Annotated in this window: 8 protein-coding genes; 5 read left to right on the top strand and 3 right to left on the bottom strand. The window is 64.2% G+C overall.

All coding sequences use genetic code 11. The annotated features are described in order from the left end of the window. Nucleotides 1-38 precede the first annotated feature (38 nt). Both AC19YX_RS20220 and AC19YX_RS20215 read left to right on the top strand, forming a co-directional pair. Nucleotides 39-5,291 carry a DNA repair ATPase gene (locus AC19YX_RS20220; RefSeq protein WP_500606856.1) on the top strand — a complete coding sequence of 1,751 codons (5,253 nt, stop codon included), beginning with the start codon at nucleotides 39-41 and terminating at the stop codon, nucleotides 5,289-5,291. Nucleotides 5,292-5,355: 64 nt separating this feature from the next. Beyond that, nucleotides 5,356-6,045, top strand: a complete 690-nt coding sequence (locus AC19YX_RS20215; protein ID WP_201129596.1) for a phospholipase D-like domain-containing protein — start codon at nucleotides 5,356-5,358, stop codon at nucleotides 6,043-6,045. A 29-nt stretch (nucleotides 6,046-6,074) separates the two neighbouring features. Here AC19YX_RS20215 and AC19YX_RS20210 read toward each other — a convergent pair whose 3' ends face one another. The 3 genes from AC19YX_RS20210 to AC19YX_RS20200 form a co-directional block, all read right to left on the bottom strand. Then, the gene (locus AC19YX_RS20210; protein ID WP_500606855.1) at nucleotides 6,075-7,799 is read right to left on the bottom strand and encodes a hypothetical protein; all 1,725 of its coding nucleotides are present in this window, start codon (nucleotides 7,797-7,799) and stop codon (nucleotides 6,075-6,077) included. A gap of 65 nt (nucleotides 7,800-7,864) precedes the next feature. Continuing rightward, nucleotides 7,865-9,589 (bottom strand): hypothetical protein, encoded by a 1,725-nt coding sequence (locus AC19YX_RS20205; protein ID WP_500606854.1) that lies wholly within the window; start codon nucleotides 9,587-9,589, stop codon nucleotides 7,865-7,867. 72 nt (nucleotides 9,590-9,661) lie between these two features. Then, nucleotides 9,662-11,395: a hypothetical protein gene (locus tag AC19YX_RS20200; protein WP_500606853.1), complete on the bottom strand. Its 1,734-nt coding sequence runs from the start codon at nucleotides 11,393-11,395 to the stop codon at nucleotides 9,662-9,664. A 271-nt stretch (nucleotides 11,396-11,666) separates the two neighbouring features. Between AC19YX_RS20200 and AC19YX_RS20195 the strand changes: the two genes are divergently transcribed. From AC19YX_RS20195 to AC19YX_RS20185, 3 genes are all read left to right on the top strand, one after another. Then, nucleotides 11,667-12,209, top strand: coding sequence for a YaeQ family protein (locus AC19YX_RS20195; protein WP_020298997.1), 543 nt, complete (start codon nucleotides 11,667-11,669; stop codon nucleotides 12,207-12,209). A gap of 65 nt (nucleotides 12,210-12,274) precedes the next feature. Further along, complete coding sequence (recJ, locus tag AC19YX_RS20190) at nucleotides 12,275-13,984, top strand: single-stranded-DNA-specific exonuclease RecJ (protein ID WP_500606852.1); 1,710 nt, start codon at nucleotides 12,275-12,277, stop codon at nucleotides 13,982-13,984. Nucleotides 13,985-14,349: 365 nt separating this feature from the next. Beyond that, nucleotides 14,350-15,456, top strand: a complete 1,107-nt coding sequence (locus AC19YX_RS20185; RefSeq protein WP_421547981.1) for an NADH:flavin oxidoreductase/NADH oxidase — start codon at nucleotides 14,350-14,352, stop codon at nucleotides 15,454-15,456. Nucleotides 15,457-15,463: the final 7 nt, after the last annotated feature.

Raw genomic sequence — 15,463 nt, 5'->3', positions numbered from 1 at the left:
CTTTTTTTGTACACCGCCGTAGATCCAGGAAGGCCACGATGTCGGACGCACAAGCCGCAACTCCCGCACAGGATGTATTGGACAAGGCCGTCGCCGAAGGCGGCGCCTATGAGGTGCTGCAAAAGCGCCTGCTGGACCAGGGCCAACGCCTGCGGCAAACCGCCGAAGGCCTCAACCAGCGCCGCCTGGAAGAGTTCGGCAACAGCCGCATGGAAGTGGTCGGGCGCGTGCGCATCCGCACCGAAAACAACTGCATCGCCCGGGACATCGTCCAGGTCGGCGACTGCCTGCTGTTTGGCTACAACGTTTTTATCGGCCTGAAGAAGGAGACCAGCGTCGCCGACGTGTTCTCCCTCTATCGGCTGGTGGAAGAGGGCGAAGGCTACGAGGCCGAACCCGTGCCGCTGGAAGGCACTTTCCTTGCCGCCCAGGGCTTTCTCAACGACTTCAACGAGCTCTACACCTATTACAAGAACACCCGCCTGCTGCAACTGGCGATTCGCGACGGCAAGCTGTTGGCGAGTTTCCAGATCGGTGAACGCATCACCGACGTGCGGGTGTTCCGTTGGTCCATCTCCCTGGATGGGCGCGACGTGCGCTACATCGACAACCGCGGCGAGCGCGACATAGCGCTGCCGGCCCCGTTCGATTTCGAGTGGCGCAAAGCAACCCGGGAAATGGCCGTCGAAGGCCGTTTCCCGCACATGAACATCCTCGACACCGTGTTCGTCGAAACCATGGGCGGCGACCTCACCGTCAAGGTCGAGAACAACACCGAGGATGGCCTGGGCATCTACCGCGAAGAGGTGCTGGACAAGACCCAGTCCCTGGACGACGGCCAGATCGAATTCGCCCGCCTGGGCAGCCTGATCCTGCTCAAGATCCTGCCGTACCGCGAAGAGCAGTGGCGCTACCTGGTGTTCAACAGCCTGACCCGTCAGGTCGAGCGCATCGATGCCATTGGCCTGGCCTGCGTGCAGCTGCCGGAAGACCACGGCATCATCTTTCCCGGTGGCTACTACCTGCAGAGCGGCGAGTACAAGACCTTCGAGCAATCGATGGAAGGCATGCGCTTCAAGCGCTCGGTACGCTCGCCCAACGGCGAAGACGTGCAGTACATCTTCTATCACCCCGAGCAGGGGCGTTCGGTACTGCTCACCTACAACATGATCAACCGCCAGTTGCAGAACCCCTTGTTCGGCCACGGCTACGCGCGCCTGGAAGACGGGCGCATGGTGATCTTTGCCGCCGAAGGTGATGAGCCGACCCGTATCCACCCGATGCAGGTCTGGCAGACGCCGTTTTTCACCGAGGAATACGCGGCTCGTCAGCCGGCGCGCAGCGGTTTCCTGGGGCGTATCGGCAATGCCGAGCTGGTGCGCAGCGTGTCCGACCTCTACGACCTGTGCCGTGAGATCGGCACTCCGGCGGTGTCGGTGCAGCGCTATTCGCTGCTGTGCCAGAACACCCGTCGCCTGTTCGACGTCTACCACTGGCTGGGCAGCGAGGAAGTCGGCGGCCTGGCGCCGCTGCTGCGCGAAGTGGCCGCCACCTCGGAGCTGGTGCTCGATGAGTACGAGAAGGTCGAGGGCATTCGTCGCCAGTCCGACCAGGCCATGCTCAGCGCCGAGGACAAGCAGAAAGCCCTGCTCGCCGGCCTGTTGGTGGACAGCTGGGACCAGGTGCAGAACTTCGTCGATGCGCTCAACGCCATCACCGCCCAGCGCGGCCTGCTGCTGACCATACGCGAATACCGCTACATCGACGTGGCGCGCATCGATGCCATGGAAGCCGAGCTGCTCCAGGCCCAGGAACGCACCGCCGCCGGCACCGCGACCTTCCTCGCCAGCGAGCAGGCGCTGCAGCCGTTTGTCACGCGCCTGGAGGCGCTCGACGGCGAGGCGCAGAAAGCCCAGACCGTGGCCCAGTTGGCCGAGCCGCTGAAGGCCTTGCAAGCCATGGCTGCCGACCTGGACATGCTGTCCGGACTGATGGCTTCGCTGCAGATCGACGACGCGACCCAGCGCACGCGGATCATCGAGTCCATCTCCGAGATCTACGCCCGCCTGAACCAGGCCAAGGCCCGCGCCGAACAGCGGCGCAAGGCCCTGGGCTCGACCGAGACCGTGGCCCAGTTCGGCGCCCAGTTCAAACTGTTCAGCCAGGGCATCACCAATGCCCTGGCACAGGCCCAGGACCCGGAGCGTTGCGACGAACAATTGTCGCGCCTGCTGGTGCAACTGGAGGAGCTGGAAAGCCGCTTCGGCGATCACGAACAATTCATGGGCGACATCCTCACCAAGCGTGAGGAGTTGCTGGAAACCTTCGAAGCCCACAAGCAATCCCTGCTCGACGAGCGCCAGCGCAAGGCCCAGGGCCTGCTCGACGCCGCGCGGCGGATTCTCGACAGCCTGACCCGGCGTACCGCCAAGTTCACCCAGGCTGAAGAGCTCAATGCATTCTTTGCCGCCGACCCGCTGATCCTCAAGTTGCGCGAGTTGGCCGAACGCCTGCGCCAGCTCAAGGACAGCGTCAAGGCCGATGACGTCGAGGCCCGCCTCAAGGGCGCCCGCGACCAGGCGGTTCGGGCCTTGCGCGACAAGACCGAGCTGTTCGAAGAGGGCGGCAATGTCATCAAGCTCGGCCCGCGCCATCGCTTCAGCGTCAACACCCAGGAACTCGACCTGACCCTGATGCCCCGGGGTGACGAGTTGCACCTGCACCTGACCGGCACCGATTTCCTCGAGCCGTTGCACGATGCCGAACTCGAAGCGCTGCGCGACTTCTGGCAGGTGGCGCTGGAGTCCGAATCGGCCCAGCTCTACCGCGCCGAATACCTCGCCGGTCAGGTGCTGGATGCGGCCGATGCCGGGCAGGAAGGCCTGAGTCTGGAACTGCTCAAGCCGCTGTTGGCGCAGCCGGAAGAACTGGCGCGGGTGATTCGTGATTTCGCCGCGCCACGCTACAAGGAAGGCTACGAAAAAGGCATCCACGATCACGACGCGGCGGCGATTCTGATCCAGCTACTGCCGCTGCGCGAAAGCGCCGGGCTGCTGCGCTACGGCGCGCTGCCACGGGCCTTCGCCAGTGTGTTCTGGAACCTGCAACGCAGCCTTGAAGCCCCGGCGCAGTGGCCGGAACGGGCGCGCACCAGCCGGCATATCCAGCAACTGTTCGGGCGTCGCGAAGGGCTGTTGCAATTGCAGGCGGAAATCGCCACGGCGATGCAGCAGTTTTTGCTTGAACAACCTCTGGCGCTCAATGGCTCGCAGGTGGCCGAGGCCGCCGAGTACCTGGTCCAGGAACTGGCTGCCGAACGCATCGAATTCACCTTCAGCAAGTACGCCAAGCAACTGCAGGAAGCACTCAAGGTGCGCTTGCAGGGTGCGCGCATGTGGGACGACTACCAGCAGGCGCTGGCGCGGCTTGAGGATCGTCCGGCGGCGCAATGGGCGCTGGCCGGCAACTGGCTCGATGGCTTGTGCTCGGAGGCCGAATTGGCCGCCTTGGCGGACTACGTGCCCGAGGCCGTGGCCCTGTCGCTGCTGCCCCAGGACTTTGCCAAGCGCATTACCGAAGTCGATCTGCGGTTCAGCGTCGACAACCTGATGGGTGAACACCCGCGGATCAAGGAGCGCAGCCTGACCCTGGCGGTGGACGAGTTCTTCGCCCGCCTGCGCGGCCATCGCGAGCACTTCCTGCCGGGCCTGCAGCGCTACCAGGCATTGCGCCAGGGCATCATCGGCCGCGAGCGCGAGGCTTTGCGCCTGAGCGAATTCAAGCCGCGTCCGTTGAGTTCCTTCGTGCGCAACAAGCTGATCAACGATGTGTACCTGGGGGTGATCGGCGACAACCTGGCCAAGCAGATGGGCACGGTCGGCGAGAACAAGCGCACCGACCTCATGGGCCTGTTGATGCTGATTTCGCCACCGGGCTACGGCAAGACCACCCTGATGGAATACGTCGCCCATCGCCTGGGCCTGATCTTCATGAAAATCAACGGTCCGGCCCTGGGGCACGACGTGCGCTCCCTGGACCCGGCCCAGGCCCCGGACGCCACCTCGCGCCAGGAACTGGAGAAACTCAACCTGGCCCTGGAGATGGGCAACAACGTGATGCTGTATGTCGACGACATCCAGCACACCCATCCCGAGTTCCTGCAGAAATTCATCTCGCTGTGCGACGGCACCCGGCGCATCGAAGGCGTGTGGAAGGAACGGACCAAGACCTACGACATGCGCGGCAAGAAGTTCTGCGTAGTGATGTCGGGCAACCCGTACACCGAGTCCGGCGATGTGTTCAAGATCCCCGACATGCTCGCCAACCGGGCCGATATCTATAACCTGGGCGACACCCTGGGCGGCATGCAGGAATCCTTCGCCCTGAGCTACATCGAAAACGGCCTGACCTCCAACCCGGTGCTGGCGCCGCTGGCCACCCGCGACATGGCCGACGTCTATCGCTTCGTGGCCAAGGCCGAGGGCAAGCCGTTCTCCAGCAACGAGTTGAGCCACAGCTACAGCGGTGCCGAGATCAACGAGATCACCACCACCTTGCAGCGCCTGATGCAAGTGCGCGACGTGGTGCTCAAGGTCAACCAGCAGTACATCGCCAGTGCGGCCCAGGCCGACCAGTACCGCACCGAACCGCCGTTCAAGTTGCAGGGCAGCTACCGCAACATGAACAAAATGGCGGAGAAGATTTCCGCGGTGATGAACGACGCCGAGCTTTTGCAATTGCTCGCCGATCACTACCAGGGCGAGTCCCAGCTGCTGACCACCGGTGCCGAGGAAAACCTGCTCAAGCTCGCCGAGCTGCGCGGTAACCAGACACCGGAGCAGGTGCAACGCTGGACGCAGATCAAGCGCGACTTCCAGCGCAACCGCTCCATGGGCGGCAGCGACAGCGACGTTGGCAGCCGCGTGGTGGCCCAGCTCAACGACCTGGTGGAAGGTGTGCGTGGCCTGGCGCGCCAGCCTGTGGCTGAAAATGCCGAAGGCGGCTTGCCATGGCGCGAGCTGCTGGCCGGGCTGGAGCAGTTGGGGCGCCAGCCGACCAACATCGAGGTCGAAGTGCTGGCGCCGGAGCAAAAGGGCCTGCGCGAGGTCCTGGAAAGCCTGGCGGTGAACCTGGAGAGCAGTTTCTTGCCGCTGATCAAGGTCATGCACAAGAAGATCGACGTCGACCTCTACACCCACCACCGCATCACTGACATCTCCAACCGTCTCAATGAGCTGGGGCAGATGCTTGGCAATGGCCAGGTGCCGACCCTGGACGACAAGCAGCCTTGAACCGGGGCGCCCGGGCCAAGGCTGCGGGCGCCACTTGCGTGGATCTGAACAACAGGGAGTTTGCATGGACTTTGAAGGGCTGGACCGTCAACTGCGCGACAGCGTGCTGGACCTGCGGCTGAGCAACGAAGAGCGCGACGAGCTGCGCCAGTTGGGCAGTGAACTGGGTCAGGACCAGGTGCGCTACATGCGTAACCGTGCCTTTGACCTGGTGCGCGAGCTGGCCCTGGCCGACAGCGCCAATGTGCTGCCGGCGTTGAAATGGCTGGAGCAGGTGATCAAGACCCTGGATGTCAACAACGCCCCGGTGCGAGACCAGGCGAGCGCCCACTTCAGCCCTGGCGAAGACTGCCGGCGCAAGATCCGCGATCTGTGTCGCCAGGCCCGAATCTCGGTGGATATCTGCGTGTTCACCATTTCCGATGATCAACTGAGCGATGAAATCCGCGCCTGCCACCAGCGCGGCGTGGCCGTGCGGGTGATCAGCGACAGTGAAAAGCAGTTCGATGTCGGCAGTGATATCGCCGCGTTGCGCGAGGCCGGCGTGCCGGTACGGATCGACGACACGCCGTTCCACATGCACCACAAGTTCGCTGTGTTCGATGGCCGTACCTTGCTCAACGGCAGCTTCAACTGGACCCGCAGCGCCACCACCGGCAATGAGGAAAACCTGCTGGTGATCGACCATCCGCTACTGGTGACCAGTTATCTCAAGGAGTTCAACGAGCTCTGGAGCCGCTACGCGCCGCGTTAAGGCGTGCAGCGGCTGGCCTCGACACGGCCTCAGGCAGCGTTCGGGTAACCCCAGGCGCTCTCGGCAGCCAGGCTGTCGATCAGTTTCTGGCGCAGCCCCTGGGCTTTTTCCGGGGCGCTGTGGCTCAGGGTTTCCAGGGCCAGGTGCAACTGTTGCACCGGGTTTTCGCCGATAAACAGATTGCGCAGCTCCAGGCCGGCAATCGCCTCCTCAAAGCGTTGCTGGCGGATATGGTTCAGCACCATGGCCTGGCTCAACTGGTGGGTGAAGGTCGCCTGTTGTTCCAGGCGGGTCTGCAGCGCGAGCGCTTTTGCCTGGTCGTCGATGTAGACGTAGCTCAGCGCCAGCTGTTCCAGGAACAGGTTTTTTTCCCCAGGGTCCAGCGCCGCATTCTGACTCTCGTCGTCGAGGGCTTGCACGGCCTGGTCCAGCAGTTCGCCGGCTTGCCGGGTCTGCTCCAGGTCGTGCAGCAGCTTGGCCTGCAAGGCCTGTTTCATCGGGCGATCGGCGTATTCGAGCTGGGTGTTGAGGCGCGCCATCTCCTCCAGGTTGTTGCGGATCAGCCAGCTGTCGCGGCGCAGGCGCGGCAGGTCGGCCTGGACCCGCAGTTGGGCTTCCAGGATCAGCAGGCGCAACCACGGCCATTGCTCATCGCCACGCAAGGTCTCCAATGCCTGCAAGGCCTGCTCCAGCAGGTGGGCGCACCATTGCGCGTGTTCCTCGACGTAGCTGCCCCACAGGCAGATCAGGCACCAGATACGCTGCCCGGTCGAAACGGCACAGGCCTGCAAGGCCGACTCGGCTTCGGCCATCTCATTGCGCGCGACATGCCAATTCAACAGGCTCAACAGCAGCTCGCTGGCGTAGGTCTCCGGCACCTGGGCGATCAGCTGTCGCGCCAGGTCCGGGCGGTTGGCGTCCAGAATCAGCTTGAGCAGCGGCGGGTAGCCGAAGTAATCGTCGGGCTCGGGGTTCTGCGCCAGCACGTCGAACGCGGCGTCGAATTCCCCGGCCTGCATCAGCAGCACCACCACGATGATCTGCGCCGACTCGGGCAATTGCGCGGCCATGGCCGGGAACTGCGCATCCTGTCCCTGGGCCCGGTACTCGAGCAGGGTCTGTTCCACTTCATGCGGGTCCAGCTCGTTGGCCGGCTGTTTCAGCAGCAGTTGCCAGGCCAGGCCGATGCTGATGGCGGCTTTGTCGGCCAGGCCCAGGCTGCGTTGCAGCATGGCCAACTGACGGTACTCACGGGGGGCGTCCGGGCTCGACGGGTTGACGCCGAAGGTCACCAGCAGCGCGCGGGCCTGCTCGTGTTCACCCATGGCCACCAGCAGCGGGATGCGCAGCATGGGCGCTGACGGCAGGGGTTGATGCAGGCGCTCCAGCAGGCTCAGCACCGCCTGCGGGCCCTCCTGGTCGAGCAGGGTTTCGAGCAGTTGGTTCAGCGCCATGGGCTGGTAGGTTTCATCGAGTTCGGCCAGTACTTCCAGGGCCTGCTCCTGGTTTCCCTGCTTGTACAGCGCTGCGGGCATCTGGAACAGCCCCAGCTGCCGGGCCTTGCCCGTCAGGCGCTGGGCCAGTTGCAAGGCCACCTGGGGTTCGATGACGCTGAGGTGGGCGGCGCGATTGATCTGCGCCGCTTCGCCCTCGGTGATGCCCAGGGCATTGCTGGTGCTGCTGCTCTTGTGGGCATACACCACCAGCAGCGAGATCACGCCGGTGATGAGCAGCAGGATGATAAACACTTCCATGATTCGATTTTCCTCTGGTACGGGTCAGGGCCGGCGTGGACCACCGGGCTGCGGCTAGGCGGGTATCAGTCCGGGGTGCCTGTGGTCAGCGAGCTATTGATCAGGGTGTCGAGCAGTTGCTGGTGCAAGACGTGGGCCTGCTCCGGTTGCTGCAACTGCAAGTGCTGCAAGGCCTGGTACAAGGCCGTCAGCACGCGGTTTGGGTCGATCAGGATGCTGAAATCGATGGCGGCGATGGCCTCGGCAAAGCGCTGGTGCTGGACGTGGTTGAGCACGATGCCCTGGATCAGTTCGTGACGGTAGAGCGCCTCAAGTGTGCGCAAATCCTCGTGCAGCGCGATGGCCGGCTCGACCTGGTCGATGCTCAGATAGACCCGCGCCACTCGCTCCAGATCGAACAACTGCTCGATGTCATCCGCCTCCTGATTGCCGCGAAGTTGCTGCACCAGGTGATCGAGGAGCTGGACGGCGTATCCGGTCTGGCCAAACAGGTGCAGGAGTGGGGCCTGGGCGCAGTAGCGATCGAGCTTTTCCTCCAGGTTCAGGTCCGGGTTGAGTACCTGCAGTTGCGCCAGATTGTGGCTGATCAGGTTTTGGTCGCGACGAGCCTCGGGCAGGCGGGCCTGGGCCTGCAACTGGCCTTCCAGGATCAGCAGGCGATGCCAGTTGTCGGCTTCCCCGTGCAGGGTCACTGGCAGAAACTCCGAGGCCCGATCCAGGAGTGCGGCACTCCATTGCGGCTGGCTGGCATGGCTCATGTTCACCAGCCTGAGCAGCACCTCCAGGCGGTGTTCGGGAGGGTGGATGCGGGTTTCCAGCAGTTCCTCGGCGAGGGCGGTGGCGCCGCGTTTCGCGTGCCAGTTCATCAGTCCCAACAGCAATTCATGATGTTCGTAGGCGGGGGCGAGTTCGATCAAGCGCTCGGCCTTGTCCAGCTCGTCGGCGGCCAGGGCCTGGCGCTGCAACTGCTCGTAGGCGTCGTGAGGCAGGTGTTTGCCGGCTTCGCCCAGCAGGGTCATGGCGGGTTCCAGATCACCGAATTCGAACAGCACGCTGGCGGCGATGGCTTTCTCGCTTGCGTGCAGTTGCTGGGCCAGCTCAATCACCCGCGTAGCGCCGTCCTGCAGGTAGAACTCATGCAAGAGGGCACGCAGCTTTTTCGGCGCCAGGCTGCCGTCTGCCTCACGTGCATTGATCCAGGCCCAGGCGATGCTCATGGCGGCGCACTCGGTCTGCCCGAACTGGCGTTGCAGCGGGGCGATACGCAGGCTGTCGTGGGCCGAGACCAAGTCCGCGCCTGACTGGGTCTGGACACTGCCGATCATCTTGAGTATTTGCAGGGCGCCGTCTTTGTCGCCTTTGGCGAACCGCAGTTTCATCAGCGCGATATGCCCGTCGACTGGCATCAATACCCCGGTCTGATCCAGCAGGGCCTGTGCGGCCAGGTGATCACCCTGGTCCAGCAGCAGCTCGACCACTTCCTTGAGGGGCTGTGGCAGGTTGTTTTTTTCCAGCTCGCCCAAGACCTGCAGGCCTTCCTGGCGGTAGCCGGCACCGACCAGCAGCGGGGCCAGGCCTTGCAGGGCGATTTGCCGGGCATGGCCATCCAGCTGCCGGGCTATCTCAAGGCCCACCAGGGGGTTGCTGCGCGCCAGGAGCAGGGCGCGATTGATCACCGCCCACTGCGACGCCGTCACGCGCAGGGTCAGGGCGTTGCGGTAGCGGTAAAAGCTATAGGCCGCAACGCCGGCAATGGCCACGGCCAATCCGGTTGCTGTGAGTGTATCCATGAGCTTTCCTTTGCATGGCGGGTGGTGCCCGCGTCCGTCAGCGGCGCGCGGGCGCCTGGGTCATGGCGCTGGCTAGAGGTCGCCGTTGATCAAGGTGTCGAGGAGCTTTTCCCGCAACTCGCGATAGCGGGTCGGGGCTTGTGCCTGCAACTGTTCAATGGCCTGGTGCAGCGGCGCCAGCAGGTTTTCACCGCCTGTCAGGGTGCTCACATCGATCGCCTCGATGGCTTGCGTCAGGCGCTGGTGGCGGATGTGATTGAGCGCGATCTGCAGCGACACGTCACGGCACGGATAGTCGTGCCGCTCGAGTTCATCGCGCAGGGCAATGGCGGGCAGCGGCTGGTCGATCCGCAGATAGGCCTCGGCCACGCACTCCAGGTCCAGTTTCTGGCTGAAGCCATAGCTGCCGGTGCCTTCGTCCTCGTCCTCCTCGTCATCTTCGTCCGGATGGTCCTTGATGTACTGCGCCAGCGCCTGCAGCCGCTGGCCGGCAGCATCGTCCTGGCCCAGGGCATGCAGGAGCACGGCTTGTGCTTCATAACGCTCCTGGATGGCCGGCATTTCCAGCGCGGTGTTGAGCTCGGCGATCTGTTGCTGAAGGTTGCCTATCAGCGCCTGATCGCGGCGTGCTTCGGGCAGGTGAGCCTGGGCCTGCAACTGGCCTTCCAGCACCAGCAACTGATACCACACCTCGTTTTCTCCACCCTGCAAATGCTCCAGCTGTTGCTCGGTGCGCTGGCGCAAGGCAAGGCTCCATTGCGGCTGGTAGGCGTGGCTGAATGTCGCCAGCTCCAGACCCAGAGTGAGGTGCTGCTCGGGTGTGTTCAGACGGGCCTCGATCAGGGCGTCGGCGGCTACGGTTTCACCGCGCTGCACGTGCCATTGCAGCAATTTGAGCAGCAGATCGTCGGTGTAATACTCAGGATCCGCGTCAACCAGGCGCAGGGCGTCATCCCGACGCTCGGCAGCGAGGGCCAGAGCCAGCAGTTGCGGGTAGGTCTCACAGGGCAGCTCCGCACCGGCCTCGCCCAGCAGGATAAAGGCCGGTTCCAGTTCGCCACCTTCAAACAGCACGCTGGCGGCGCAATCCTTATAGGCCTCGGGCAGTTGCTCGGCGAGTTCGATAACCCGCGCGGCGCCCTCCTGGGCGAAAAACTCCTGGAGGATGGCGCGTATTTCCTGGCGGTCCAGGGTGCCATCGGCGCCCAGGGTCGACCAGGCCCAGGCGATGCTCACGGACGCGGCTTGCTTCATATGCATGGCGCGCTGGCGGGCCGCCATTTTCAGGCTGTCGGCGCGCGACAGGACAAAGGCCCCGGCGACTTCCTGGAGTTCAGTGATGGCTTTGAGTTGTTGCACCGCCGAGGCCTTGTTGCCGGTGGCCAGGGCCAGGTCGATGCCGACGATATGCCCGTCGATCGGCAGTTGCGAGCCCTTGATATCCAGCAGCTCCCGGGCGGCTTTGGGATCGCCTTGTTCGAGAAGGATCTCGAGGATGGTTTTCAGCGGGTCGGCGTGGTTGGGCTTGACCAGTTCGGCCAGGGCCTGGAAGCCGGCGGCGCGGTGCCCGTTCCTGACCAACTGCGGGGCCACATATTGCAACGCCAGCTGCCGCGCATACCCTTCCAGGCGTTGGGCGATTTCCAGCGCCAGCAGCGGTTCGCTCCTGAGCACCAGATTGACCCGATTGATCTGGGCGACGTCGTGGGGGCTAAGGCGCAGGGCCTTGGCTTTCTTGTGCCGGTAAAACCAATAGCCTGCCGCGACTACGGCAACCACGGCACCGATTCCTACAAACACTTCCATGAGCTTCCTTTTCCGTTGATAGCTTCAGGTCGGCACAACGCACATCCTGAATCGCGCGAGCGTTATAAAGCCCTCGGCGCCTGGGAACAACCCCTGCTAGCGCGGATCGTGGCAATCGGTGCCAGGGTCGTGCCTTCGCCTGCCTGCTTGAATAGCGGCCGCCGGGCTGGCGTGGGGTGGCGCCAGGTGCCCGACGGCGGGTCATCGGCCGGGCAGGGGGAAAGGTTTCGGGTTAGACTTGCCGCCTTTTCGCACATCAAGAAGCGCGCACATGGCCCAGCCGTCCACCACCTACAAGTTTGAACTGAACCTCACCGACCTCGACCGTGGGGTGTACGAGAGCGTCAAGCAGACCATCGCCCGTCATCCTTCGGAAACCGAAGAGCGCATGACCGTGCGGCTGCTGGCCTACGCCTTCTGGTACAACGAGCACTTGTCGTTCGGTCGCGGCCTGTCGGATGTGGATGAGCCGGCCCTGTGGGAAAAGAGCCTGGATGATCGCGTCCTGCACTGGATCGAAGTCGGCCAGCCGGATGCCGACCGCCTGACCTGGTGCTCGCGTCGCACCGAGCGCACCAGCCTGCTGGCCTACGGCAGCCTGCGTGTGTGGCAGACCCGGGTGGTCGACACCCTGAAGAACCTGAAAAACGTCAACATCGCCGGCGTGCCCCAGGACGTGCTGGAGACCCTGGCCAAGGACATGCCCCGGGTGATCAAGTGGGACGTGATGATCAGCGAAGGCACGATCTTCGTCACCGATGACCGTGGCCAGCACGAAGTCCAGCTCGAATGGCTGATGGGCGATCGCGGCTGATTGCCAACCGTTCGTTCCCGTCCTCTGACGTCACCCTGCATTAGAAGAGAAGCCCCAATCGCCCCATGCGTATCGAACCCCGTGAGTTGCCCGCCACCCTGCCGTTTCTCGGTGATCTGCCGCCCTTGCTGACCCGCCTGTACGCCGCCCGCGGCGTGCAGTCCGAGGCCGAGCTGGATAAGAGCCTGGCGCGGCTGATTCCCTATCAGCAACTCAAGGGTATCGATGCCGCCGTGGATTTGCTGGTGGTGGCCCTGGAGCAGCGCCAGCGCATTCTGATCGTCGGCGATTTCGATGCCGACGGTGCCACCGCCAGCACCGTGGGCGTGCTGGGCCTGCGACTGCTGGGGGCGGCCCATGTCGACTACCTGGTGCCTAACCGCTTCGAATACGGCTACGGCCTGACCCCGGAAATCGTCGCGGTGGCGCTGCAGCGCGAGCCGCAGTTGCTGATCACGGTGGACAACGGTATTTCCAGCGTCGAGGGCGTGGCCGCAGCCAAAGCAGCGGGTTTGCAGGTGCTGGTGACCGACCACCACTTGCCGGGCCATGAGCTGCCGGCGGCCGATGCCATCGTCAACCCCAATCAGCCGGGTTGCGAGTTCCCGAGCAAGGCCCTGGCCGGGGTCGGGGTGATCTTTTATGTGCTGATGGCGCTACGTGCTCGCCTGCGCAGCCTGGGCAAGTACGAGCAGCAGCCGCAGCCGAACATCGGCGAGCTGCTGGACCTGGTGGCCCTGGGCAGCGTGGCCGACGTGGTGCCGCTGGATGCCAATAACCGGATCCTGGTGCACCAGGGCCTGGAGCGGATTCGCGCCGGGCGTGCGCGGCCGGGGCTCAAGGCGATTCTTGAGGTGGCCAAGCGCGATCACGCCCGTATCACCTCCACGGACCTCGGTTTTATCATCGGCCCACGCTTGAACGCGGCGGGGCGCCTGGACGACATGAGCCTGGGCATTGAATGCCTGCTCACCGCCGATGCGGCGGCAGCGCGGGAAATGGCCGGGCAGCTCGACGAGCTGAACCAGGACCGCAAATCCATCGAGCAGGGCATGCAGCGCGAGGCCCTGGCCCAGCTCAAGGACCTGCCGCTGGAGTCCATGCCGTTCGGCCTGTGCCTGTTTGATGCCGACTGGCACCAGGGGGTGATCGGGATTCTCGCGTCGCGCCTCAAAGAGCGTTATCACCGGCCGACCATCGCCTTCGCCGATGCCGGCGAGGGCATGCTCAAGGGCTCGGCGCGCTCGGTGCCGGGGTTCCATATTCGCGATGCGCTGGACGCGGTGGCCGCCAGGCACCCGCAGTTGATCAGCAAGTTCGGCGGGCATGCCATGGCGGCCGGTTTGTCGTTGCCTGAGGGGAATTTCCCGGCATTTGCCGAGGCGTTCGATGAAGTAGTCCGACGCCAGTTGCAGGAGGAAGACCTGACCGGACGCCTGCTGTCGGACGGTACCCTGGCCATCGAAGAATTCCACCTGGAACTGGCCCGGGCTCTGCGCGATGCCGGGCCTTGGGGGCAGCATTTTCCGGAGCCGCTGTTCCATGGTGTGTTCCAGTTGGTGGAACAGCGCGTCGTCGGCGAGCGCCATTTGAAGGTGGTGCTGCGCAGCGAGTGCGGTTCGCTCAAACTCGACGGCATTGCCTTCGGCATCGACCGCGAAGTCTGGCCCAACCCGACCATCCGCTGGGTGGAGCTGGCCTACAAACTCGACGTCAACGAATTCCGGGGCCAGGAAACCGTGCAACTGATGATCGCCCATATCGAACCCCGCTGATCCTGATGGCCAGCTCCGCCTGACACCCCTCGGCCGGCTCCTGTAGCCGCCGCCAGGCTGCGCTGGCCATCAGCCTCACCGCCGCTATTCCTGGCACCATTCGGCGGCTGTCCCGCCAGCGCAGCCTGGCGGCAGCGGCTAAACCCGCCGCCATTCTCCCGATACTCCAGCGCCTACCCTTCAGGGGCTTTTTACCAGGAACCCTGCTCCGGCCAATGTTGTCGACTAGTCTCTAAGCACTGTCTGATTGGCCTTGTGACCTCTTGTCCTTTTTCACCCCGCGGGGGCGGGCGTTTCACCTTGTTGTCACTCGTCGACTTTTCAAACAGAACCCTGGAGCCTGACCATTGATCGAGAGGTGCCCCATGAGTCTGCTGCTTGAACCCTATACCCTGCGTCAACTGACCCTGCTCAACCGCATCGCGGTTTCACCCATGTGCCAATACTCCGCCGTCGATGGCCTGGCCAACGACTGGCATCTGGTCCACCTGGGCAGCCGTGCCGTGGGCGGTGCCGGGCTGATTTTCACCGAGGCCACGGCGGTCACCGCCGACGGGCGCATCACCGCCCAGGACCTGGGCCTGTGGCATGACGAACAGATCGAACCCCTGCAACGCATCACCCGCTTTATCGCCGCCCAGGGCGCGGTAGCCGGGATTCAACTGGCCCACGCCGGGCGCAAGGCCAGCACCCATCGGCCATGGCTGGGCAAGCATGGCAGCGTCAAGGTCGAAGACGGCGGCTGGACCCCGGTCGGGCCTTCGCCAATTGCCTTCGACCCGCAGCACACGCCACCCACCCAATTGGACGAGGGGCAGATCGCCGAGGTGATCCAGGCCTTTGTCGACGCCGCCAAACGCGCACTGGTTGCCGGTTTCAAGGTGGTCGAAGTGCATGCGGCCCATGGGTACCTGCTGCACCAGTTCCTCTCGCCGTTGAGCAATCAGCGACGCGATCAGTACGGGGGCTCGTTTGACAACCGGATTCGCCTGGTGCTGCAAGTCAGCGAAGCCGTGCGCGCGGTCTGGCCGCAAGAGCTGCCGCTGTTTGTGCGGGTGTCGGCCACCGACTGGGTGGAAGACGGCTGGAACCCGGATGAAACGGTGGAGCTGGCACGCCGCCTGAAAGCGTTGGGGGTGGACCTGATCGATGTCTCGTCCGGGGGCACGGCGGCCAATGCCGAGATTCCTGTCGGCCCCGGCTATCAGACGCGCTTCGCCGAACGGGTGCGCAAGGATGCCGGGATTGCCACCGGCACCGTCGGCATGATCACCGAGCCGGCTCAGGCCGAGCACATCCTGCGCACGTGCCAGGCCGATATCATCTTCCTCGCTCGCGAACTGCTGCGCGATCCGTACTGGCCGCTGCACGCCGACGATGACCTGGGCGGACGCAAGGCCACCTGGCCGGCGCAGTACCAGCGGGCGACCCACAGGGACCAGCCGATTCATGAATCGGATCTGCGCGACTGACAAACCC

The sequence above is a fragment of the Pseudomonas sp. MF09150 genome (genome assembly GCF_059862355.1).
The sequence above is the reverse complement of the archived record's forward strand: the minus strand, read 5'-3'. Positions and strand labels throughout refer to the sequence as shown.

Bases quoted from the DNA above. Each gene is read 5' to 3' on its own strand.
- AC19YX_RS20200 (WP_500606853.1), bottom strand. From the start codon at position 11,395: ATGGAAGTGTTTGTAGGAATCGGTGCCGTGGTTGCCGTAGTCGCGGCA.
- AC19YX_RS20185 (WP_421547981.1), top strand. From the start codon at position 14,350: ATGAGTCTGCTGCTTGAACCCTATACCCTGCGTCAACTGACCCTGCTC.
- AC19YX_RS20195 (WP_020298997.1), top strand. From the start codon at position 11,667: ATGGCCCAGCCGTCCACCACCTACAAGTTTGAACTGAACCTCACCGAC.
- recJ (WP_500606852.1), top strand. From the start codon at position 12,275: ATGCGTATCGAACCCCGTGAGTTGCCCGCCACCCTGCCGTTTCTCGGT.
- AC19YX_RS20220 (WP_500606856.1), top strand. From the start codon at position 39: ATGTCGGACGCACAAGCCGCAACTCCCGCACAGGATGTATTGGACAAG.
- AC19YX_RS20210 (WP_500606855.1), bottom strand. From the start codon at position 7,799: ATGGAAGTGTTTATCATCCTGCTGCTCATCACCGGCGTGATCTCGCTG.
- AC19YX_RS20215 (WP_201129596.1), top strand. From the start codon at position 5,356: ATGGACTTTGAAGGGCTGGACCGTCAACTGCGCGACAGCGTGCTGGAC.
- AC19YX_RS20205 (WP_500606854.1), bottom strand. From the start codon at position 9,589: ATGGATACACTCACAGCAACCGGATTGGCCGTGGCCATTGCCGGCGTT.